The 20247-nt window shown below is 53.4% G+C and carries 26 protein-coding genes; 8 read left to right on the top strand and 18 right to left on the bottom strand.

Annotation, left to right across the window (positions count from 1 at the left end):
* Window positions 1-108 precede the first annotated feature (108 nt).
* Entirely contained in the window at window positions 109-993 is an 885-nt protein-coding gene (locus tag LMED105_RS01720; protein ID WP_008247582.1) for a fatty acid desaturase, read from the bottom strand.
* 118 nt (window positions 994-1111) lie between these two features.
* On the opposite strand from LMED105_RS01720, the gene LMED105_RS01715 reads away from it, so the two are divergent.
* From LMED105_RS01715 to LMED105_RS01695, 5 genes are all read left to right on the top strand, one after another.
* Window positions 1112-2119 carry an AraC family transcriptional regulator gene (locus tag LMED105_RS01715; protein ID WP_156799474.1) on the top strand — a complete coding sequence of 336 codons (1008 nt, stop codon included), beginning with the start codon at window positions 1112-1114 and terminating at the stop codon, window positions 2117-2119.
* A 92-nt stretch (window positions 2120-2211) separates the two neighbouring features.
* A complete protein-coding gene (rpoH, locus tag LMED105_RS01710; RefSeq protein ID WP_008247579.1) occupies window positions 2212-3138 on the top strand; it encodes an RNA polymerase sigma factor RpoH in 927 nt (308 codons plus the stop codon).
* Window positions 3139-3211: 73 nt separating this feature from the next.
* Window positions 3212-3889: a glutathione S-transferase gene (locus tag LMED105_RS01705; RefSeq protein ID WP_040512199.1), complete on the top strand. Its 678-nt coding sequence runs from the start codon at window positions 3212-3214 to the stop codon at window positions 3887-3889.
* Between the two features lie 15 nt (window positions 3890-3904).
* The gene (locus LMED105_RS01700; RefSeq protein WP_008247568.1) at window positions 3905-4624 is read left to right on the top strand and encodes a hypothetical protein; all 720 of its coding nucleotides are present in this window, start codon (window positions 3905-3907) and stop codon (window positions 4622-4624) included.
* 126 nt (window positions 4625-4750) lie between these two features.
* Window positions 4751-5386, top strand: a complete 636-nt coding sequence (locus tag LMED105_RS01695; RefSeq protein WP_156799473.1) for a hypothetical protein — start codon at window positions 4751-4753, stop codon at window positions 5384-5386.
* Here LMED105_RS01695 and LMED105_RS01690 read toward each other — a convergent pair whose 3' ends face one another.
* Genes LMED105_RS01690 through LMED105_RS01670 form a run of 5 tightly spaced genes read right to left on the bottom strand, consistent with a single transcriptional unit; the run spans window position 5387 to window position 9406 of the window.
* Window positions 5387-6010, bottom strand: coding sequence for an SCO family protein (locus LMED105_RS01690; protein ID WP_008247564.1), 624 nt, complete (start codon window positions 6008-6010; stop codon window positions 5387-5389).
* A gap of 5 nt (window positions 6011-6015) precedes the next feature.
* Window positions 6016-6918 (bottom strand): heme o synthase, encoded by a 903-nt coding sequence (cyoE, locus tag LMED105_RS01685; RefSeq protein WP_008247561.1) that lies wholly within the window; start codon window positions 6916-6918, stop codon window positions 6016-6018.
* An 8-nt stretch (window positions 6919-6926) separates the two neighbouring features.
* The gene (locus tag LMED105_RS01680; RefSeq protein ID WP_040512050.1) at window positions 6927-7934 is read right to left on the bottom strand and encodes a heme A synthase; all 1008 of its coding nucleotides are present in this window, start codon (window positions 7932-7934) and stop codon (window positions 6927-6929) included.
* 12 nt (window positions 7935-7946) lie between these two features.
* A complete protein-coding gene (locus tag LMED105_RS01675; protein ID WP_008247556.1) occupies window positions 7947-8579 on the bottom strand; it encodes a hypothetical protein in 633 nt (210 codons plus the stop codon).
* On the bottom strand, window positions 8576-9406 hold the full coding sequence (locus LMED105_RS01670) for an SURF1 family protein (RefSeq protein ID WP_008247555.1): 831 nt from the start codon (window positions 9404-9406) through the stop codon (window positions 8576-8578). Before LMED105_RS01670 ends, LMED105_RS01675 begins: the two co-directional genes overlap by 4 nt.
* Before the next feature lie 53 nt (window positions 9407-9459).
* On the opposite strand from LMED105_RS01670, the gene LMED105_RS01665 reads away from it, so the two are divergent.
* Window positions 9460-9660 (top strand): twin transmembrane helix small protein, encoded by a 201-nt coding sequence (locus tag LMED105_RS01665; protein ID WP_008247552.1) that lies wholly within the window; start codon window positions 9460-9462, stop codon window positions 9658-9660.
* Between the two features lie 95 nt (window positions 9661-9755).
* Here the strand turns inward: LMED105_RS01665 and LMED105_RS01660 are convergent, their stop codons facing one another.
* The 8 genes from LMED105_RS01660 to LMED105_RS16015 all read right to left on the bottom strand — a co-directional run bounded on the left by LMED105_RS01660 (window position 9756) and on the right by LMED105_RS16015 (window position 16271).
* Window positions 9756-10610, bottom strand: coding sequence for a cytochrome c oxidase subunit 3 (locus LMED105_RS01660; RefSeq protein ID WP_008247550.1), 855 nt, complete (start codon window positions 10608-10610; stop codon window positions 9756-9758).
* Between the two features lie 63 nt (window positions 10611-10673).
* Window positions 10674-10904 (bottom strand): DUF2970 domain-containing protein, encoded by a 231-nt coding sequence (locus LMED105_RS01655; RefSeq protein WP_008247548.1) that lies wholly within the window; start codon window positions 10902-10904, stop codon window positions 10674-10676.
* Entirely contained in the window at window positions 10904-11470 is a 567-nt protein-coding gene (locus LMED105_RS01650; RefSeq protein ID WP_008247546.1) for a cytochrome c oxidase assembly protein, read from the bottom strand. The genes LMED105_RS01655 and LMED105_RS01650 overlap by 1 nt, the downstream gene beginning before the upstream one ends.
* A 33-nt stretch (window positions 11471-11503) precedes the next feature.
* Window positions 11504-11641, bottom strand: coding sequence for a cytochrome oxidase small assembly protein (locus LMED105_RS16870; protein ID WP_008247543.1), 138 nt, complete (start codon window positions 11639-11641; stop codon window positions 11504-11506).
* Window positions 11642-11767: 126 nt separating this feature from the next.
* Window positions 11768-13372, bottom strand: coding sequence for a cytochrome c oxidase subunit I (ctaD, locus tag LMED105_RS01640; protein ID WP_008247542.1), 1605 nt, complete (start codon window positions 13370-13372; stop codon window positions 11768-11770).
* A gap of 19 nt (window positions 13373-13391) precedes the next feature.
* Window positions 13392-14510, bottom strand: a complete 1119-nt coding sequence (coxB, locus tag LMED105_RS01635) for a cytochrome c oxidase subunit II (protein WP_050771127.1) — start codon at window positions 14508-14510, stop codon at window positions 13392-13394.
* Between the two features lie 106 nt (window positions 14511-14616).
* Entirely contained in the window at window positions 14617-15165 is a 549-nt protein-coding gene (locus tag LMED105_RS01630; RefSeq protein ID WP_008247538.1) for a DUF2244 domain-containing protein, read from the bottom strand.
* Window positions 15166-15344: 179 nt separating this feature from the next.
* Window positions 15345-16271 carry a methyltransferase domain-containing protein gene (locus LMED105_RS16015; protein ID WP_083797060.1) on the bottom strand — a complete coding sequence of 309 codons (927 nt, stop codon included), beginning with the start codon at window positions 16269-16271 and terminating at the stop codon, window positions 15345-15347.
* A 160-nt stretch (window positions 16272-16431) separates the two neighbouring features.
* Between LMED105_RS16015 and LMED105_RS16010 the strand changes: the two genes are divergently transcribed.
* Window positions 16432-17055: a ComF family protein gene (locus LMED105_RS16010; protein ID WP_156799472.1), complete on the top strand. Its 624-nt coding sequence runs from the start codon at window positions 16432-16434 to the stop codon at window positions 17053-17055.
* Complete coding sequence (trmL, locus tag LMED105_RS01615) at window positions 17052-17522, top strand: tRNA (uridine(34)/cytosine(34)/5-carboxymethylaminomethyluridine(34)-2'-O)-methyltransferase TrmL (protein ID WP_008247526.1); 471 nt, start codon at window positions 17052-17054, stop codon at window positions 17520-17522. The genes LMED105_RS16010 and trmL overlap by 4 nt, the downstream gene beginning before the upstream one ends.
* A 353-nt stretch (window positions 17523-17875) precedes the next feature.
* On the opposite strand, the gene LMED105_RS01610 is transcribed toward trmL, so the two are convergent.
* Genes LMED105_RS01610 through LMED105_RS01595 form a run of 4 tightly spaced genes read right to left on the bottom strand, consistent with a single transcriptional unit; the run spans window position 17876 to window position 20225 of the window.
* Window positions 17876-18889 carry an NAD(P)H-dependent glycerol-3-phosphate dehydrogenase gene (locus LMED105_RS01610; protein ID WP_040512193.1) on the bottom strand — a complete coding sequence of 338 codons (1014 nt, stop codon included), beginning with the start codon at window positions 18887-18889 and terminating at the stop codon, window positions 17876-17878.
* Window positions 18890-18901: 12 nt separating this feature from the next.
* A complete protein-coding gene (gene secB, locus LMED105_RS01605; RefSeq protein WP_008247524.1) occupies window positions 18902-19381 on the bottom strand; it encodes a protein-export chaperone SecB in 480 nt (159 codons plus the stop codon).
* Between the two features lie 41 nt (window positions 19382-19422).
* Window positions 19423-19698 carry a glutaredoxin 3 gene (grxC, locus tag LMED105_RS01600; RefSeq protein WP_008247523.1) on the bottom strand — a complete coding sequence of 92 codons (276 nt, stop codon included), beginning with the start codon at window positions 19696-19698 and terminating at the stop codon, window positions 19423-19425.
* Between the two features lie 44 nt (window positions 19699-19742).
* Window positions 19743-20225, bottom strand: a complete 483-nt coding sequence (locus tag LMED105_RS01595; RefSeq protein WP_008247516.1) for a rhodanese-like domain-containing protein — start codon at window positions 20223-20225, stop codon at window positions 19743-19745.
* Between the last annotated feature and the right edge of the window lie 22 nt (window positions 20226-20247).

Raw genomic sequence — 20247 nt, 5'->3', positions numbered from 1 at the left:
GGGGTATCCACAGAGGAGGAAGGCTTTTATAGAAGTGCAAACTGGACCGCCTCAGATTTGAGTTCGGTGCGACGCAGCCCAGCGTAGTTAAGCCCGCCGTTATCGAATTCATTCGCCGACGCTTTGCCTGCTGAATATTCCGACAATCGGCGTACCGTGCGCGCGCAACACGGGTTCGATTTTACGGTGCAACGCATGATAGTGGTAAAAGGGAACCCGAGGGAACAGGTGGTGAATTGAATGTAGATTCTGCCCCAACCAAAACCATTCCAGCGGCTTCATCCAGACAGGCACAATCAAACTGTTGGTGTTTTGATAACGGTTGACATTGTCGTAAGGGTGATGTGGTCGGTAGGCAAACCAGTAGGCTGTAAAAAAGGCGCCGATCAAATAGCCGCCCACCAGCAACCACGCCACTTCAGCCGTTCCAACCCACAATCCAAATGCAACGCGCCACGCCACCGTCAATGCAATCTCCGCCAAATAAATAGCGCGGTCTTTCAAGCTCGTTGTTTTCCAGTAATCGCGAAACAGAAACGTAATTTGAACCCACAAGAAATGAAATCCACTGGCTACAAATGAGAAGAATCCGTGACGCATATTGCTGACCACATAATCTGGGTCTTTGTCGGGCTGGTTCGTGTAACGGTGGTGGGTGAAGTGCTCTACCTTGTGGGTTGAGTAGGGCACCATGATCAAGGCAGCCACCAGGTAGCCACACAGGTCGTTAACCCATTTGAGGTGCTCATGCTTGCCGTGAATGTTGCTGTGCACGGCCTCGTGCAGGGGGGTGTACGACATATAAGTCAATGCCGCATAGGCTGGTATGGCAATCCAAAGGCTGAGATTTTCCGCAGCAAACAACCACAACAAGAGGACCATAGCACCCAGTACAAATGCGGTCAGCCCAATCGTTAGCCAAGCGAGTTCGCCCGTATACTCTTTGGAAGCCTCAATCGCTTCCCGGTTCAATTCATTCAGGTTTGCCTGCATCGGTGTCTCATGGATATTGTGTTTTGGTAGCTTGAATGTATCCTTTTGGTCTGGATTCAGACAGCGCATTTCAGGTCTCGATACAAGCATTTCGGGCCAACTTTCTCAGGAGTCAGTTTTGCGGGCAACCCCATTGATGCACCCTGCTGTGATTGCCCAGGTCATGGTCAATTTTGCGGCACGCTTTGGCGTCGATGCGCAAACCTGTTTGCTGGGAACCGGCGTAGAGCTTGATGATTTGACGCGTTCCGACACCTGGTTGCAACGCAGTCAGGAAATGCGCTTGCTCGAGAACATGATCATGAGCCTGCCCGACCGACCAGCCCTTGGTTTTGAACTTGGCCTGCAATACAACGTGTCCACCTTCGGCATTTGGGGCTTTGCCATTCGAACCAGCCCCACGCTGGCTTCGGCAGTGCAAACCGCAATACGTTACTTGCCCTTGAGCACCGCCTACTGCAAGTTTTCGATTATTCACACCAACACATCATTTGGACTTGCCGCAGATCCAGACGACATTGCCCAGCCCCTTCGCCACTTTCTTCTTGAGCGCGATATCGGGACAGCCTTCAACTTGCTGCGCGAATTGGGATTAAATGGCGTACCTGTGCAAAGCCTTGAATTTCAGCATCTTCCCGAACCTCATGCGCAACGTATCGAAGAACTGACCGGTATTCGCCCACACACGGGCTGCAACCACAATGCAATCATGCTGGATTGCCGTCATGCCGAGATGACGCTACCGACCTGTGACCCACATCTGCTGCGCGTTTTTGAAGACCAGTGCGCCCGGCAATTGCGCCAGCGCCAAGTCGAAGGTGTCACTGGCCAGGTTCGTCGAATCCTGCTTGGACCGATGGGGCTTCTGTCTACCCTGGAGGACGTTGCGCGATCGCTGTCAATTTCGCCCCGAAGCCTAAGGCGACGATTGGCGGAAGAAGGTGTAAGTTTCAGTGACCTGCTGGATGCGGAGCGCCAGCAACTCGCGGAACAGCTGCTTTCCACTCAAATGAAACTGGATGAAATGGCGCTTCACCTGGGTTATGGCGACACCGCCAGTTTCACACGGGCGTTTCGTCGCTGGTACAACTGCTCACCTGGCGAATATCGCCGCAATCAATGTTGAAAACCGGAACTTTTGGGTGGATTAGCACTCCTAAACGAAGAGTGCTAAAATTAAATGGAAATCGGTTCATTAATTCGGAGAACACCGCAATCATGACCACTGCATTGACCCTTGCTAACACACGCGCCGCTGGCAACAGCCTTGCTGTGCGCGACCCATGGGCGCTGGTGGCCCGTGGCCCGCTTGGCAACCTAGATGCCTACATTTCAGCCACACACCAAATTCCCATGCTGTCCCCCGAGGAAGAAGTTGAGCTCGGCGAACGCCTGCAGCGCGACAATGACCTTGAAGCCGCCCGCCGCTTGGTGCTTAGCCACCTGCGCTTGGTGGTGGCTGTGGCACGCCAATATCTTGGCTATGGCTTGCCCCATGCCGATCTCATTCAAGAGGGCAATATCGGCCTGATGAAGGCAGTGAAACGCTTTGACCCCACGCGTGGCGTGCGCCTGGTCAGCTTTGCGCTGCACTGGATCAAGGCAGAAATTCACGAATACATTATTCGCAACTGGCGCATGGTGAAAATGATCACCACCAAGGCGCACCGCAAGCTGTTTTTTAACCTGAACAGCTTCAAAAAATATGGTCAAACCCTCTCGCCAGACCAAATCAACGAGGTGGCCAGCGAGTTGAATGTGCGCCCCGAAGACGTATACGACATGGAACGTCGCATGGCTGGCCATGAATTCAGCCTTGACCCGGTTGTAGACGTAGACAGTGAAGAAAACAGCTACAACCCCGTGCGCTATTTGGCCGCTGAAGGTGCGGAGCCCACTGAAGTGCTGGAGGGTGCCAACATGGAACGCCTGCACAGCGAGGGCCTGGACATGGCCCTGGCCAGCCTGGACGAACGCAGCCAGCGCATTATTTCCAGCCGCTGGCTGGCTGGCGAGAACGCCAAAACCCTTCACGACCTGGCTGCAGAGCTGGGTGTATCGGCCGAGCGGGTGCGCCAAATTGAAACCCAGGCCATGAAAAAAATGAAAACAGCCTTGCTGAAATACGAACACGGCGAGGTTTAAAACAAGGCTGTAATCATTTTGGGTGAAAACTAACCTACACTAAGGGCTTGGCAACAAGCCCTTTTTTATGACCATGATCGAAGTACACCACCTGGAACACTCACGCTCACAGCGTATTATCTGGCTGCTTGAAGAACTCGGCCTGCCTTACAAGGTAACCCGCTATGCACGCGATGCCAAAACTTACCTGGCCCCGCCCGAGTTGCTAAAAATTCACCCCTTGGGAAAATCGCCTGTCATTACCGACGGTGACATTACCGTGGCTGAGAGCGGCGCCATTGTGGAGTACCTGATCGACAAGGCGGGCGGCAAGTTTCGCCCGGCAGCAGGTACCCAGGCCCACCGGGATTACACTTACTGGATGCACTTTGCCGAAGGCACCGCCATGCCCCCATTGGTCATGACACTGGTGTTCAATAAAATCGAGAATGCACCGGTACCCGCCTTGTTGAAACCCATTGTGCTGCCAATTGCGCGAGGCATTTCAAAGCAGGTAAAAAGCAGCTTTATCAACCCCAACCTTGAAAAGCAGTTTGCTTACATTGAAAGTGTGCTGGCCAAGAGTGAGTGGTTTTGTGGCGGCGAGATGACTGGCGCTGACTTCATGATGAGCTTTCCGCTGGAAGCGGCCATGAGCCGCGCAGACAGCATCAACAACATGCCCAAAATTGCGGCCTACGTGAAACGCATTCACGCCATGCCAAGCTTTAAAAAAGCACTGGAAGTGGGCGGTCCGTACAACTACGCTTAACCACACTTAGTACCCATGAACGCAGCAAGCACGTCCATTGAACAACAGGCAAAAATCACCCAGATCAGCGGCAATGTGCAGTTGATTCGGGATGGTTTTTTTCTGCCCGCGCAAGCCGGCATGCTTTTGTTGCCGGGCGATCGCGTACTCAGTGATGCTGCGGGCAAGGCTGTTATCGAGTTCACTGGCGTGAAAGATGCACTGATTGTTGAGAAGGGTGCAGCTGCCACCTTCAACCTGGAAGTGGTTGAAATGGACCAGGTACCACAGTGGATTGCCACCGACCTGTATGGCCAGGGCGTCTACTTCGAAAGCCAACAAGCCACTGAAAACACCGCTGGCTCGGCAGACACCCCAGACCTGTTCGGCCTGTTCGGCACAACCAGCGCCGGTGGCGAATCAACAGGCTACCCAGTGCTGGAAAGCCTGGTATTTCTGGGCGCAACGGCCGCCATATACAGCGACAACGAAGACAATACAAACACCACTGAAACCGCCAGCACCACTGAATCGGGCAACAACAACGATTCAGGCACTGGCGGCAACAACCCACCCCCGGCCCCCACGCCCACGCCCCAGCCCGAAGAGCCAGCAGCGGGCCCCCTGGACGCTGTGCTCGCCCCCGTGACCGATGCGCTGGACGGTTTGCTCTCTACCCTTGGCGCCCCCTCCCCCGTGGGAAGTTTGCCCCTGCCTTTGCAGGCCAGCAGCACACCCAACTTACCTACCGAATAAGCTCCGAAATCGCTCTGTTCTGCACAACGGAATTGGCTTTGTACATAGAACTATGCGCGCCACGAATACGCGTATTCACTGAATAAGATGTGGGTTGAATTTGGCAGCAAAGGACCTACTTTTTATATGAGTGACAACATCCACTTCGGGATCGATTTTTTCGAGGCAAAATCAATTGTCAGCGCAGGCTCTGCCCCGGAATTCACGGCAAAACCCAATCGGGAACTCACAAACCTTTACGCCTTCACCACACCAGCGGGGGTACAACGCGCAAGCGGCCCCTGCGCCCTGGGCACAATTCTTCATCACCATGAAATTGGCTGGAACCACCTGCCCAAAGACAGGCACGGCCATCCTTTAAACGACCCTTACATTCACGAGATCATGCGTTGGGCTGAGTGCCCAGACCTGCTCGGTGGCAGCATGGGCACCTCGCCAAGCACAATGTTGAAAGCACTGAACAAAGCGGGGCTTGTCGCAAATTGGTATGCCGGCAATACACCGCAGGCCACACTGAACCTGATTCGTGATGAGCTGTGTGAAGGCCGGCCCGTGATTGTATTGATCAATCACGGCCTCGAAGGTGAGCCATTCTTGCTGGAATGGGAAGTGGTGTTCAAAATCGAAAACGACGAGGTGGTTTCGAAACAGGCAAGCGCTGGGCACCAAGACAAAACACGCACCTTGGCCCAATTCACAGCACAAATGACCATGAATTTGCAGCCACTGAGTTGTAGCGCAATTACTGCGCGCAAAGACTAATTATTTGCCGTCGAGAATTTGCTCAACGTCGCTAACCACGGGAGCAGAATCTGCGTTGTGGCGAACCAGCAAGCGCGCGCGACCTTGCTGGTCGAACACATAACTGGCTGAAGTGTGGTCCATCAGGTAATTGTCGGGCGTACTGCCTTCGACCTTGCCCGCGTACACCCGCAACCCAGCCAACAAAGGCTTCAGTTCGTCGGAAGACTCTGCAGTAAGCGCATCAAAGGTGGGGTTGAATTGGGGCACATACTTTTTAAGCAGTTCGGGGGTGTCGCGCTCAGGGTCAACAGACACAAACAGCACTTGCAAATTGTCGCCCTTCTCGCCCAGCTTGGCTTTCACCTCGCTCCATTGCTGCATGGTAATGGGGCACACATCGGGGCAATGGGTGTAGCCAAAAAACATGGCGACCACCTTGCCTTTGTAGCTTTCCATGGTGCGCTCAGTGCCCGACAAGTCTTTCAACTTGAAATTGGCCACCAATGAAGAACCTGTAATGTCGGTATTGGTAAAACTGGCAGGGCCTGTATTACATGCGGACAGCAATGCCACCGCACCAAAAGCCAACCAGGTTTTTACCCGCGTGCCTACTGAATCGAGCTGCTTGAATACATTGCGCATACTGCTTACACCGTTACATAATGATCGACCAACAAGGCCGCGAACAAAAACGCCAGATAGGCGATGGAATACGTGAATGCCTTTTTGGCCAAGGCATCGCTGTAGTTTTTCCAGATTTTGTAACCATACCCGATGAAAATGGCGTTCAGCACCACAGCGCTGACCAGGTAAATCAGCCCGCTCATTTTCATGGCGAATGGGATCAGCGTGGTGGCCGCCAGCATGATGGTGTACAAAAACACATGAAACTGGGTAAACGCAGCGCCATGGGTAACTGGCAGCATGGGCAAACCAGCACGTGCATATTCCTGAGTGCGATACAAAGCCAGCGCCCAAAAATGCGGCGGGGTCCACACGAAGATAATCAGGAACAGCACCAATGCTTCAGCAGACACACTGTTGGTGACAGCGGCCCAGCCCAGCACCGGAGGCATGGCACCCGATGCACCACCAATCACAATGTTTTGAGGCGTATTGGGCTTTAACAGCAGAGTGTAAATAATGGCGTACCCAACAAAGGTGGCCAATGTGAGCCACATGGTCAGCGGGTTTACAAACACATACAAAATCCACACGCCGACACCGCCCACCATGCTGGAGAAGACCAGTGTTTGAACTGAATTCAGTTCACCACGGGGCAAGGGCCGGGCGCGGGTGCGCGCCATTTTTGCGTCAATTTGCTGTTCAACCAGACAATTGAAGGCTGCCGCAGCGCCTGCCACTAGCCAAATGCCCAAGGTACCTGCAATCAGCACTTGGGCGTTGGGCAAACTGGGGGTTGCCAAAAACATGCCAATAACAGCACAGAACACGATCAAGGCCACCACGCGTGGCTTGGTCAATGTCCAGTACTGTTTGGCCACGTGAGAAAAACTACTCACGGCTTTTGTTTTTTCAACGGATGGCATGTTGAGCCTTATGAAATTCGATGGCGATTGCCCGCAACCCGATAGTTTACCAAGATCAGGGTGACCAGCAACAGCGCCGCGCCCCCATTGTGCGCCACGGCCAACCACAAAGGCAATTGAAACACCACGTTGCCAATGCCCATGGCAATTTGTAACGCCAACACTGCCACCAATTTAATGGCCAAGGGTTTGGTACCGGGGTTGCGCCACAAGGCGAATGCCAGGAAGCCCAAAATACCAGTCACCACCAAAGCGCCGATGCGGTGAATGAAGTGAATGGCAGTCAGCGAGGCCACATTCAAAATTTCACCTTCGGGTGTTTCACCCAAATGGCGAACAATGTGGAAGGCGTCCTTGAACTCCATGTGCGGCCAAAAGCTTCCCTGACAGGTTGGGAAATCGGTGCACACCACAGCGGCGTAGTTGGTACTAACCCAACCGCCCAGAATGATTTGAGCTGCAACAGCCACAAAGCCCACACGGGCCAGCAGACGCAGACCGCCCATATCGCGAGGCGGTGCCACGGTGCGGGCATTGTTGGTTTGACGAAGCCACAGCCAGGTCAGCATGCCGAGAATCGTCATACCTCCGATCAAGTGACCGGTCACAATCGCAGGCTTCAGCAGCATGGTGACGGTCCAGGCACCAAAAGCACCTTGCAAACACACCGCAAAAAACAGCCAAGTGGCCAGCGCGGGCGATTGCTTCAACTCGGCCCGCTTTTTCCAAGCCATCACCATAATGCCGATAATCAGGAAACCCAGGAAAGTGGCCACATACCGGTGCGCCATTTCTTTCCAGGCCTTGGGCATGGAGACCGGCCCGTGTGTACCGCCCTGAACCTCCACTGCCTGGGCGATTTCCTCTGCAGCCTGTGTTGGCGTGAGTTTGCCATAACAGCCAGGCCAGTCCGGGCAACCCAAACCAGCGTCGGTCAGGCGCACAAATGCGCCCAACATGATCAAAAGGAATGTAAGAACTGTGGTGAATGCGACCAAACGCTTATAACTGCTCATGCTGCTCTCGTTTTATCCGATGTTTGAAGCCCACAACAGGCGGCTGATGTCTTTGCGAAACTTGTCGAACTGAAGGGTGTTGTTGGGTGGAAAACGCATCATGACATGGCCCAACGGGTCGGCTACAAAAACATGGTCACGCACGGTACCAATGTCGGCGCTGCCCTTGTTGCCCACAATGCCTTGCTCCAATGGCAGCCAGCTTTTCAACTGCTCTTCGCTGGCGCGTACAAAATGCACATCAGGGAACTGACGCAGCAACAGGGTTTCCAAGGGGCCATCGTCGGTGACAAACACCACGCGCTCAATGCGACCTTGCTCTTTGCCTTTCGAGGCACGGGCCTGTCGCTGGAAGTACATGGTGTTTTGGCATACTTCATCACAGTCACTGTTGATCACCTGGATCAACACCCACTTGTCGGCCACCTGCTGCATGGTGAAATCGTCGCCGTTGATGTTTTTGAATACATCGGTTGATACATTCACCTGCGGATCCAGAATGGTGCCGTAATTGTTCGTACCTTCGGGTTTGTCAAAAAAGTACAAATAGAAGGCCGCCGCAATGGGCAATGCGCAAGTTAGAAACACCAACAAAATGGTAATTCGGCCTTTGTTCAGCTTCGCGGGTGCGCTGGCTGCGTTCATCTTTTATTCCCTTTGTAAAACTCGCTTCGAAAAAACTCTCGGTACACAAAAAACAGGGTCAGCAACACCAACACCGCGGACATGGTAAACCATTGAAAGGCATAACCCTTGTGCTTGGCCACTTGTTCTTGCAGCGGCACCGCCAGGTGATAAAAACCGCCTACCATACGCGCCTGTGGCTGTTGCCCGGCAGTTTGCGCCACCGGCTGCTGGGTCACTACAAAATTGCTCACTGATTGACCAGTGCGCTTTTCAAATTCGTTTCCACTAAAATTGGACCACACCTCATAGCCATTGCTTTGAGCTTTCACAATGTCGTCAGTCTCACCCAAGGCCATGCCCCGCAATTCAGCCGACTGGGCAAAGCGCGGCAAGATGGTACCTTGTAAATCAAAAAGCTCACCTGCTTGCACGGCTTCGGTGGGCATGAGTGGCGCAAGGCGTGGCTCAGCGGGATTTCGCAACAACAAGCCTCGATCGACCGGTATTAAAAAGCTTGCACCCTCTGGCCGAAAACCTTGCACCACCTGAACCGCCGGCCTTCCATTTACCTGACGATTGTCTATATATATCAGGGCTTTGGCTTCGAACCTACCCCTCAATTCAATTTTCCGGTAGGACAAATTGTCCAAGTCCAAACGGGCACTGGCTGGAGACACTGGCTCGGCCGCCAATGCGCGGGCTTGCGATTCAAACAGGGTTTGTTTTTGGAATGCCCGGCTGGTTTGCCATTGGCCCAAGCTGAAGGTAAGCCACACCAGGCCAGCGCCAATTAACAGGGTAAGGATCAGCTTGACTTTGCCGGGTGTTTTCACTGCATTAACCATGACATACTTCCACTTGTGTGCTGTACACGGTTAGTTTTTGAAAGGTGTTCACCATGAAGTTGATCATTGGCCTGGCGTTCCTGGGCATTCTTGCAAGCCTGGGTTCGGCTTTTTTCTTTCTCATGAAAGACAAAAGCAAATCCAGTCGAACTGTAAACGCATTAACCATGCGCATCGGTTTGTCCATCGCGCTGTTCCTGCTGATTCTTTTTGCCTGGTACATGGGCTGGATAGAGTCAACTGGCATTCGATAAGCTCAATGTAAGCTCGATATCCAAAAAAAAGCCACCGGAGTTTTCCAGTGGCTTTTTTAATTGTGTGTTTTACAGCCTGGCAGGAAATTCCCGCGTTACAGCCAGTAAACCACCACGTACAAGCCCAACCACACCACGTCCACGAAGTGCCAATACCAGGCTGCAGCTTCAAAAGCGAAGTGGCTGTCTGGTGTGAAGTGGCCCTTGATACAGCGAATCATGATGAAGAACAGCATGATGGCGCCAATGGTCACGTGGAATCCGTGGAAACCGGTCAGCATGAAGAAGGTTGAGCCGAAAATGCCTGAGGTCAATTTCAGGTTCAAATCGCGGTAAGCGTGAATATATTCATAGGCCTGGAAGCCCATGAAAATTGCGCCCAACAACACGGTTAGCGCCAAACCCCAAATCAACTGTGAACGCTTGTTGGCAATCAGGGCATGGTGCGCCCAGGTCAAGGTAAGGCCTGAGGTGAGCAGCAATGCGGTGTTGATGGTTGGAATAGGCCATGGACCCATGGTTTGGAACGCATCGACTGTTCCCGCTGGGCCAGTGTTTGGCCAGTTGGCGGTGAAGTCGGGCCACAGGAACGCTTTGTTGTCGATATCACCAAGCCAAGGCATTGCAATTTGACGGGCATAAAACAAAGCACCGAAAAACGCGGCAAAGAACATGACTTCAGAGAAGATGAACCAGCCCATGGACCAGCGGAAAGACACATCGACGCGGGCACTGTACTGACCACTTTCAGACTCGCCCACCACATGCTTGAACCAGCCGGTCAGCACATAAATAAGAATACCCATGCTGAGTGCGAACAGGTAAGGGCCCGCTTCCGAGCCGTTTACCCACTGGGACATGCCCAGTACAAAAAAGAACATGGCCACTGCGCCAAGCACAGGCCACTGGGACAAGCCGGGCACAAAGTAATATGGTGCATTCGCACGCATGGTGGTTTCTCCTATTTCTTTAATTTAGATGCTTCGATACTGCAACAGCAAGTTCCGTACGGCTTAAGCGGAACTCACCACAAAATTTACCAATACCAGTAAGCCGACTACAAAACCAGCGGCTGCCAGCAGACCCACAATGATGACGTGGACCGGATTTAACTTCTGCATGTCTTCAGAGTGATTTTTACCCTTTCGGACACCGAAAAATGACCACAACACGGCCGACAAAGTTTGCAGAAAAGTGGCTGTGCTCGCTTTACGCGATGCGGCCTCTTTGATGTCTTCCGACATTATTCTGCTGCCATGGCTGTCGCGCCGGCCACTTCAAAAAATGTATAACTCAAAGTGATGGTGTGTACGTCTTGTGGCAACTTGGGGTTGATCACAAACACCACCGGAAACTCTTTGGTTTCACCCGCTTTGAATGGTTGCTGTTTAAAGCAGAAACATTCCAGCTTGGTGAAGTGCTCAGCAGCTTTGCTGGGCAAATAACTGGGTATAGCCTGGCCTGCAGTGTCATTCTTCAAATTGTTGTACACCACATAGTTCATGGTGACCAACTCGCCAGGATGAACCATCATTCGATTGGTCTCGGGCTTGAACTGAAACTTGCCCCGCTCATTGGCATCGAAAATAACTTCAATGCTTCGGCTTTTGTCCACCTGGGTGTTTTTCACGATCTCTTCCGCATTCTTGGTTTGCGGTGTCAATACGTTGATCCCGGTGATTTCACAAATGGCCTTGTAAATGGGCACCAATGCATAACCAAAGGCAAACATGGCCACAACAATCACGACAAGGCGCACCACCATCTGTTTGTGCAAACCGCTTGTTTTCGGACTATTTTCATTGGCCATGCTGCTTTACCTCTACTGCAAATTCATTAAAACCTAGTTCACCAAACTCAAGATGCTGGGTTCCATCACCTTACGAATCAGAATGCCGATGAAAAACACGGCGGCCACTGACAGCAAAATCAAACCTGTGCGCTTGTTTTGTTTGGCTTTCTCTTTTTCTTCAGGGGTCACGCTTACTTCCTTGCTGAACCTATTCGTTGTGTAAAAAAGCCTTGCCTGCCAAATGCCCAGCCAAAGCTGCTTTACGCAACGGGGGGTTGGTAAAACCAAACCCCCATTGTTAAACCCGCTGGTGAATTACTTCACTGTGGGTGGATCTTCAAAAGTGTGGAACGGTGCTGGTGATGGAACAGTCCACTCCAGGCCTTCGGCACCTTCCCATGGCTTGGCAGGTGCTGCCTCGCCTTTCTGGAACATCCATGCGCGCAGTACGCACCACAGGAAGATCAACTGGGACAAACCGAACCAGAATGCACCAATGGTAGCAATGGCGTGGAAGTCAGTGAACTGTGTGGCGTAGTCGGCGTAGCGACGTGGCATACCCGCCAAACCCAGGAAGTGCATTGGGAAGAAAGTGACGTTGAAGCTGATCAGTGAAGACCAGAAGTGCCACTTGCCCAATGTTTCGCTGTACATGCGACCAGACCACTTTGGCAACCAGTAGTAAGTACCTGCAAACAAGGCAAACAGTGAGCCAGCAACCAATACATAGTGGAAGTGAGCCACCACGTAGTAGGTGTCTTGCAACTGAATGTCAACAGGCGCTACGGCCAGAATAAGTCCCGTGAAGCCGCCCATGGTGAACACGAAAATGAAGCCCACGGCAAACAGCATTGGGGTTTCAAACGTCATGGAGCCTTTCCACATGGTGGCCAGCCAGTTAAACACCTTCACGCCTGTGGGTACCGCAATCAACATGGTTGCGTACATGAAGAACAACTGGCCTGTGACTGGCATGCCGGTTGTGAACATGTGGTGCGCCCAAACAATGAAGGACAGAATCGCGATGGACGCTGTGGCGTACACCATGGAGCTGTAACCGAACAGTGTTTTGCGTGCAAAGGTGGGCACAATGTGGCTGATGATGCCGAAGGCCGGCAAAATCATGATGTATACCTCGGGGTGACCGAAGAACCAGAAAATGTGCTGGTACATCACGGGGTCGCCGCCGCCGGCTGCGTTAAAGAACGATGTGCCGAAATGGCGATCGGTCAACACCATGGTGATGGCACCAGCCAACACGGGCATTACCGCGATCAACAGGTAGGCAGTGATCAGCCAGGTCCATGCGAACATTGGCATTTTCATCAAGGTCATGCCGGGAGCGCGCATGTTCAAGATGGTTGTGATGATGTTGATGGAACCCATGATCGACGAGGCACCCAGAATGTGCATCGCGAAAATGGCTGCATCCATGCCAGGGCCCATTTGCACCGACAATGGTGCGTACAGAGTCCAGCCAGCGGCAGTTGCGCCACCAGGCATGAAGAACGATGCTGTCAGAATGATCGCCGCAGGCACCATCAGCCAGAAGCTGAAGTTGTTCATGCGGGCAAAAGCCATGTCAGAACAGCCAATTTGCAGAGGAATCATCCAGTTGGCAAAACCCACGAATGCAGGCATTACCGCACCGAACACCATAATCAAACCGTGCATGGTGGTGAGCTGGTTGAAAAACTCGGGCTGGACCAGTTGCAGGCCGGGTGCAAACAGTTCTGCACGCAGCATCAGCGCCAACACACCGCCTTCCAGCAGCATGATGAACGAGAAAATCAGGTACATGGTACCGATGTCTTTGTGGTTGGTTGCGTACAACCAACGGCGCCAACCATGCGGGTGGTCGTGCGCGTGGTCATGGTCGTGACCATGGCCGTGGGTTAAATCTGCCGCGGTAGTGCTCATGTAAATCTCCTAAGCAATATTAACGTGCAGCCGTAACAGCACTTGGCTGAACAACCGGGTCGGTACCTGTGCCAGCATTGGCCCAAGCGTTTCGTGTGTATGTAATTACTGAAGCAATTTCAACGTCGCTCAACTGCTTCCACGCTGGCATGCCAGCGCCCTTGCCGTTCAGCAAAATTGCAATTTGATCAGCCTGCGGACCTACCACTGAAGGGGCAGCCACCAGCGCGGGGAATGCGCCAGGGATGCCTTCACCGGAAGCCTGGTGACAAGCCGCACAATTGGCGTTGTACACCTGCTCGCCACGGGCGACCAGATCTTCCTTGGTCCATTCCTTGGTGGGGTCGTCTTGTTTGGCTTTCATTTCGTCAAGCTTGGCCTGTACCCACTTGGAGTAGTTTTCTTCAGACATTACTTCGACAACGATAGGCATGTAGGCGTGGTCTTTGCCGCACAGTTCAGCACACTGACCACGGTAGATGCCTTCTTTCTCAGCCTTGAACCAGGTGTCACGCACGAAACCGGGGATCGCATCCTGCTTCACGCCAAAGGCGGGAATCATCCAGGCGTGAATGACGTCGTTGGCGGTTGTCACCACGCGAACTTTCTTGTTCACAGGCACCACCACGTGGTTGTCCACTTCCATCAGGTAGTTTTCACCGCGTGCAACGGCTTGGCCATCATGGTCGTCAATTTGATCGCGAGGTGTGGTCAACGTGGACAGGAAGGCAATGCCTTCGCCCTCGCCGGCCAGGTACTCATAACCCCACTTCCACTGGTAACCAGTCGCCTTGATGGTGAGGTCGGCGTTGGAGGTGTCTTTCATCGCAACCACTGTTTTGGTTGCGGGCAAAGCCATGCCGATTACGATCAGGAAAGGAACGATGGTCCATGCAATTTCAACTTTTACACTTTCGTGGAAAGAGGCCGACTTTGCGCCCTTTGACTTGCGGTGCGCGTAGATTGAGTAAAACATCACGCCAAACACGGCAACGAAAATAACCAGACAGATCACCAACATCAGCGTGTGCAAATCGTAGATTTGACGCGCGATTTCGGTAACCGGTTCAGCGAGGTTGTACTGCAGGGGTTGCCCAGAAACATTCTCGGCAAACGCTGCACCTCCGAAGGATGTCATCGCAATTGCAGCAGCCGAAGCAACAGCTTTGCGAATACCCAAGGACGACTTCAACATGGCGATCCTCAATCTCAAAAAAAATATCAAACTGGTGGAAGCCGCATGCCTAAAAAGAACATGCTGCCCTGGCCAACGCTGCTTTCAATTCACGGTGCAGCGCTGATTTGTCTTTTTCGGCAATAAATTTGCCTATTTTTACTTGTTGGCCCTTGTGACTGAACAACAAAGGCGCTTTGTATTTTCCGTTGTAGCTTAATTTGGCCCATTGGGGCGACCATTCAAGCTGGGTCAGTTTGGTGCCATCGGCCATCACCAGCGTTAACTGGTTCGGCTGAAGTTCGATCATTTCGTAATCGGCCGCATGCCTCGCGTAAATTACGAATGCCGTTCCCACCAAGAACAACTCGATTCCGGCAAAGGGCAAAACGATCCAGAAACCTGCCAACAAAAAGCCGAAGGCTATCACCAAGGTGATTACGCACAAGCTGGCATACCATTGCAAAAGCTGCTTGGGACTGAGCGAACAATTGCGCCGAAAGACCCACCTGTTGCCTTGAGGCGAGTAGTTTTGCCCGCCGCTGCCACTTGTATCAACCTTGCCAACGTTGCCGCTTGGTGCATTCGCTGAACTTGAAATTTCTGGAATCATGCCCATTTACCTCTCAGAGAGCAGTCATTCAGATCCAATGCACGCCCAAAAGAGTGCATTAAAACCTTCGAATTATAGGCTCAAGGCTGTAAAGCAAGCAATAAGACAGGTGCAATCCGCGCCTGATTTCCCCGAAATAAGTTAAAAACAATGCGCTACATTTGAAAATGCTGCGCAGCAGCAAGCTATTTCGAGCCTTTGCGCCCTTTAATGTCTGAAATTTTTACAGTGGCCACATCGGTTTTGGCTTTTCTTTTGACTTTCCAGGCATGCCCGTAAACCAGCTCTAGAGTGAGTGGAATGCGGCCTGTTTCAGGATTGCGCAGCTGCTCAAGGTAAAGGCTTGCCTCAGAAAACTGGCGTGGCGTTCGCAAACCCTGCTTGCGTGTTTCCAGATGGTTGCCACACAAGGCGCGCCAGTCCTCAATCAACTTGGCTGGCGAACTGTAAGTCAGCGTCAGTTTTTCCATTTCCATGACTGGGTCTGAAAAACCCTGCTTGCTCATCAGGTCCCCGAGATCGTGCATGTCGGCAAAATCGGGGAAAGGCTCGCCCATGACTTGGGCCAGGCCTTGTAATTCACGGGCGGTGTCGGGACCAAAGCAACTGAAAAAAACGCCGCCTTCAGGTTTCAACACCCGAAGCCATTCAGCCAGGCAGTGGCCGGGGTCGGCAACCGCATGCAACCACAAGGGCGACCAGACCATGGCCTGGCTCTCGTTGGGCAAAGGCAAAGGGCTGTTGATAGGCAGTGCAATTGCTGCAGAAGGCTTGGGCGCAGCCCGGCCGGGCCACAGTTTGGCCAAAAATGAAGCGGCTGCCTGTTCGAGCTGCGCTACAGGCAAGCTGATCGCCTTGGGTGCAAATACCGAAAATTCACGCCCAACAAACAAGGATTTGACATTCGGCAAGGCCGAGGGGTGTAACCAACCTTGATGCACCACCCCTCCCTCGACCGGGCGCATGATCTGCGCACGGTTCACCATGCGTTGGTTGACTTCTTCAAGTATGAAAGGCAATGGCTTTGCGACGCGCCGCAACCATTGGTACGCCAAGGCGTTGTTAGACCGGGGAATTTTCCAGAACTGCGAGGACATTGTGGGACTAGCCATTTCAGCAAAAAGGTGGTGCAGTCTATTCTATAGAACTTGCCATAGTATGGGCGGCGCCATGGTGCCGGGGCGCTGCATGGCCTGCCAAACACCGCTGCATAAAAGCGCTTCGAACAGTAGCGCCGAGTTTGAGCGTTTTGTTTGTGGCCACTGCGAGACCATGATCCATAAGCGCGACGCTGTGCGCTGCAAACGATGCGCGCTGGCGCTTGGCCCGCGCCTGCAGGCGTTTGGGTGGACACATTGCCGACACTGCAAACCCTTGATTGAGGATGGAACCCGAGCGCCCGTGGAATGTGTGGTGTGCAGTGATTACGTGGCACCGTTTGATCAATGGATTGCTTTGCTGAAGTATGGCGAGAACCATGGCATGGCACGGTTTTTGGGTCATTGGCTGGGCACAAAGGCGCTTGAAATGGGCCTGGATTTGCCCGATGTATTGTTGCCTGTGCCCGTGAGCCCGGACAAATTAAGGCGGCGCGGCTATAATCAAGCCGCTTTGATAGCCCGACATTTGGGGCGGCGTATTCAACGACCGGTGCGCACGCACTGGCTGATCAAAACCCAGGAACTCGACGCGCAGGCGACGTTGAGCCGCGAGGACCGACTGCTGAATTTGCAGGGGGCTTTCAGGGCAACACTTTGCATACCCGCCAATATCCGAATTGGCTTGGTCGACGATGTGATTACCACTGGAGCCACCATTCAAAGCTGCAAGGTCGCACTTTACAAAGCGGGCGCTGAATCAATTGTAACCATGGCAGTGTGCAGGACTCCAGAATGATTAATGTTGTATTGGTTGAACCGGAAATTCCGCCCAACACGGGCAATGTGATTCGCTTGTGTGCCAACACTGGCGTGCAGTTGCACTTGGTTGAGCCTTTGGGTTTTCCACTGGAAGATGCCCGCATGCGGCGCGCCGGGCTTGATTACCACGAGTATGCAAACATGTTGGTCCACCCTGGCTGGGAGGCGTTTCTCGACCGCCAACAACCCAACCCGCAACGCTGCTTTGCAATGACGACGAAAGGCAAACACTCACCTTTCGATGTGAAATTTCAAGCTGGTGATTACTTGATGTTTGGCAGTGAAACCCGAGGACTTTCCGAGGAGGTGCGCAACTGGTTTGCCCGAGAGAACTGGCTGCGCTTGCCGATGCGCCCGGAGAGCCGGTCGCTGAACCTGTCAAATTCGGTGGCGGTGATGGTGTACGAGGCTTGGCGGCAGCTGGGGTTTGAAGGCGGAATCTAGGGATTACTGCCAGGCAACCAGTTTGCTTGGGTTCCGATCTCTCGTTGCGTTCTAATCGCCCTCTCGGCTTGGGTTCCGATCTCTCGCCAGAAAACCTGTTTATCCCTTGCTGAGCCTTGCGATGCCTGAGAACGACCCTCCTAAAAAGCGGGTCGGGTCCGTTCTCTGTCGCCCATGCTGGGCGACACCGGCCCTGCTCGGCACGCAAGGGCAGGTTTTCTTGAAGGCGAGGCGATCGAAACACCGCCGCCGACTGGGCGTTGCGCCAGCGGTGACCCTGCAAGCTCAGCACTCAACAAACCAGCCCCGTGCAGCACAAGCAACCACGCCGAGTGGACAACAAACAGCAACGATCACTCAGCGTCTTCAGACCTGGCTTCGCGGGACAACAGGCGCATCACGCCTTCTCCGGGGCTTAAACCCTCGAACAGCACAGAATTCACCGCCGACGTAATCGGCATATCAACCCCCAATTCCGCAGCAAGTTGTTTGACCACAGGCGCGCATTTCACACCTTCGGCAACCTGCCCCAATTCCTGAAGAATGGTGTCCAGGGACTTGCCTTGGGCCAACATCAAACCGACTCGCCGGTTGCGAGACAAGTCGCCAGTGCAAGTGAGTATGAGGTCGCCAAAGCCAGAGAGCCCATTGAGAGTTTCAGCCTGCGCACCCAAAGCCACGGCCAGGCGCTTGATTTCAGCCATGCCGCGAGTAATCAAAGCTGCGCGTGCATTCAACCCCAGTTGCATGCCATCGCAAATACCGGTGGCCACCGCCATGATGTTTTTAACCGCACCGCCCACTTCTGCACCAACCAGGTCGTCAAGCTCGTACACACGCAAAGCCGCATGATGCGCAGCCCGCACCATGGCTTGGCGGGTGGACTCGTCAGCGCTGGCTGCGGTGAGTGCACAAGGCAGGCCGCGAGCCACTTCTGCGGCAAAGGAAGGGCCGGTTAAGGCGCCGCCATAGGGCTTGCCCAACACCTCTTCAACCACTTGGTGTGGCATTTGGCCGGTGCCCACTTCAAAGCCCTTGCACAACCACACCAGTGGTGGCCATTGTTCAATGGGCGCAATTTCAAGCAATTGCAACAGTGTTTGGCGCAATGCGCCCATGGGCGTGCCCAACACCCAAAGCGCGTCGGATTGACCAAGGGCATGCCGGGCAGCCACCGGAAAATCGGCCTGCACTTTCAGCGTGGGGGAAAGTTTGATACCCGCAAGATAACGCGGGTTTTCGCGTTGGTTGGCGATGGATTGAAGCACCGCCGCATCGCGCCCCCACAGCACCACGTCGTGTGCAAACGACATGTGGGCAGCCACTGCGGTGCCCCATGCCCCCGCACCGAACACGGTGATGTTCATGCGCGCCACCAATTACGCTGTGGTAATGATGCCGGAACCGTTTTGCTTGGCAGCCTGTTCCTGGGCTGCAGCCAAACGCTGCTGGTAAAACTGCTCGAAATTGATGTCGGACAAATGCACAGGCGGGAAGCCGGTGCGGGTGATCAAGTCGGCCACGTTGGCACGCAGGTAGGGGTAAATCATGTTGGGACACAAAATGCCCAACAGTGGGTCGAACTGCTCTTCGGGTACGTTTGAAATTTCAAAAATACCGGCCTGCTTGCACTCCACCAGGAAAGCGACTTTCTCATCGATTTTGGCGGTCACGGTCACTGTAACTTCAGACTCGAAAATGTTTTCGGCCAAGCGTTGTGCGCCCACATCCACAGCCACTTCAATTTTGGGCGGATTCTTCTCGAGGAAAATTTGTGGTGCGTTGGGCAGCTCCAATGACGCGTCTTTGATATACACGCGTTGCATTTGAAATACTGCTTCTGAATTCTGTTCGGCCATTTGCTGGCTCCTATGGATTGAATGAGTAGGGTTGGGGGAAATTAGCCGGGTTGCCCCAGCAAAGGCAACAGCTTGCCGGCACGGTCAAGGTCGAACAGATCGTCGCAGCCGCCCACATGTGTGCTGCCGATATAAATTTGCGGCACTGTTCGCCGGCCAGTTTCGGCCATCATTTTTTCTTTCTGGGATGGATCGAGATCGACCCGGATTTTCTCGATATTCTGCACGCCACGCTCGTTCAACAAGCGTTCGGCACGTACGCAAAACGGACACACTGCGCTGGTGTACATGCGAACAGGGGCTTGAATGGTGCTCATGTGTATTCCTTGACTACTTGTGTTTACTGCAACTGGGCTTGCTTTTACTTCGCAACCTGTTTGGTGGCTTTGGGTGTTTTTACCTTGGGCGCGGCATCGGCGGCAGCCTCTTGTGCTTTTTTGACGGGCAAGCCAGCTTCTTTCCAGGCATTGATGCCACCATCGAGAACAAACACGTCGGTGTAACCCGCTGCCTTCAACACGGTGGCAGCTGCGCCAGAACGTGCGCCGGTTTGACACAACACGATCAACGGGGTTTCCTTGGTTTTTGCCAAGGTGCCGGCTTTTTCTTTCAGGTCTTTGATGGCCATTCGCTTGGAGTTGGGCACCACACCCGAGTTTTTGACGAAATCGTCGTCTCGAATGTCAACCAGCACTGCCTTCTTTTGGTTGATCAACAGTGTGGCTTGGGGCACCGTGACACGAGTGCCGCCACCTTTGGTCAACAAGGGCCAAATCAACATGAGGCCAGAACCAAAGGCCAAGGCGATGAGCCAACTGTTTTGAATCAGAAATTCCTGCGACATAAATCCTGCAATGAGTGGGTCT

The sequence above is a fragment of the Limnobacter sp. MED105 genome (assembly GCF_000170915.1).
GTDB lineage: Bacteria > Pseudomonadota > Gammaproteobacteria > Burkholderiales > Burkholderiaceae_B > Limnobacter.
This window is presented reverse-complemented; position numbering and strand designations above follow the sequence as displayed.

Coding starts and splice junctions, on each gene's coding strand:
- LMED105_RS01720 (WP_008247582.1), bottom strand. CDS start 993: ATGCAGGCAAACCTGAATGAATTGAACCGGGAAGCGATTGAGGCTTCC.
- rpoH (WP_008247579.1), top strand. CDS start 2,212: ATGACCACTGCATTGACCCTTGCTAACACACGCGCCGCTGGCAACAGC.
- LMED105_RS01705 (WP_040512199.1), top strand. CDS start 3,212: ATGATCGAAGTACACCACCTGGAACACTCACGCTCACAGCGTATTATC.
- LMED105_RS01700 (WP_008247568.1), top strand. CDS start 3,905: ATGAACGCAGCAAGCACGTCCATTGAACAACAGGCAAAAATCACCCAG.
- LMED105_RS01695 (WP_156799473.1), top strand. CDS start 4,751: ATGAGTGACAACATCCACTTCGGGATCGATTTTTTCGAGGCAAAATCA.
- LMED105_RS01690 (WP_008247564.1), bottom strand. CDS start 6,010: ATGCGCAATGTATTCAAGCAGCTCGATTCAGTAGGCACGCGGGTAAAA.
- cyoE (WP_008247561.1), bottom strand. CDS start 6,918: ATGCCATCCGTTGAAAAAACAAAAGCCGTGAGTAGTTTTTCTCACGTG.
- LMED105_RS01680 (WP_040512050.1), bottom strand. CDS start 7,934: ATGAGCAGTTATAAGCGTTTGGTCGCATTCACCACAGTTCTTACATTC.
- LMED105_RS01675 (WP_008247556.1), bottom strand. CDS start 8,579: ATGAACGCAGCCAGCGCACCCGCGAAGCTGAACAAAGGCCGAATTACC.
- LMED105_RS01670 (WP_008247555.1), bottom strand. CDS start 9,406: ATGGTTAATGCAGTGAAAACACCCGGCAAAGTCAAGCTGATCCTTACC.
- LMED105_RS01665 (WP_008247552.1), top strand. CDS start 9,460: ATGAAGTTGATCATTGGCCTGGCGTTCCTGGGCATTCTTGCAAGCCTG.
- LMED105_RS01660 (WP_008247550.1), bottom strand. CDS start 10,610: ATGCGTGCGAATGCACCATATTACTTTGTGCCCGGCTTGTCCCAGTGG.
- LMED105_RS01655 (WP_008247548.1), bottom strand. CDS start 10,904: ATGTCGGAAGACATCAAAGAGGCCGCATCGCGTAAAGCGAGCACAGCC.
- LMED105_RS01650 (WP_008247546.1), bottom strand. CDS start 11,470: ATGGCCAATGAAAATAGTCCGAAAACAAGCGGTTTGCACAAACAGATG.
- ctaD (WP_008247542.1), bottom strand. CDS start 13,372: ATGAGCACTACCGCGGCAGATTTAACCCACGGCCATGGTCACGACCAT.
- coxB (WP_050771127.1), bottom strand. CDS start 14,510: ATGACATCCTTCGGAGGTGCAGCGTTTGCCGAGAATGTTTCTGGGCAA.
- LMED105_RS01630 (WP_008247538.1), bottom strand. CDS start 15,165: ATGGGCATGATTCCAGAAATTTCAAGTTCAGCGAATGCACCAAGCGGC.
- LMED105_RS16015 (WP_083797060.1), bottom strand. CDS start 16,271: ATGGCTAGTCCCACAATGTCCTCGCAGTTCTGGAAAATTCCCCGGTCT.
- LMED105_RS16010 (WP_156799472.1), top strand. CDS start 16,432: ATGATCCATAAGCGCGACGCTGTGCGCTGCAAACGATGCGCGCTGGCG.
- trmL (WP_008247526.1), top strand. CDS start 17,052: ATGATTAATGTTGTATTGGTTGAACCGGAAATTCCGCCCAACACGGGC.
- LMED105_RS01610 (WP_040512193.1), bottom strand. CDS start 18,889: ATGAACATCACCGTGTTCGGTGCGGGGGCATGGGGCACCGCAGTGGCT.
- secB (WP_008247524.1), bottom strand. CDS start 19,381: ATGGCCGAACAGAATTCAGAAGCAGTATTTCAAATGCAACGCGTGTAT.
- grxC (WP_008247523.1), bottom strand. CDS start 19,698: ATGAGCACCATTCAAGCCCCTGTTCGCATGTACACCAGCGCAGTGTGT.
- LMED105_RS01595 (WP_008247516.1), bottom strand. CDS start 20,225: ATGTCGCAGGAATTTCTGATTCAAAACAGTTGGCTCATCGCCTTGGCC.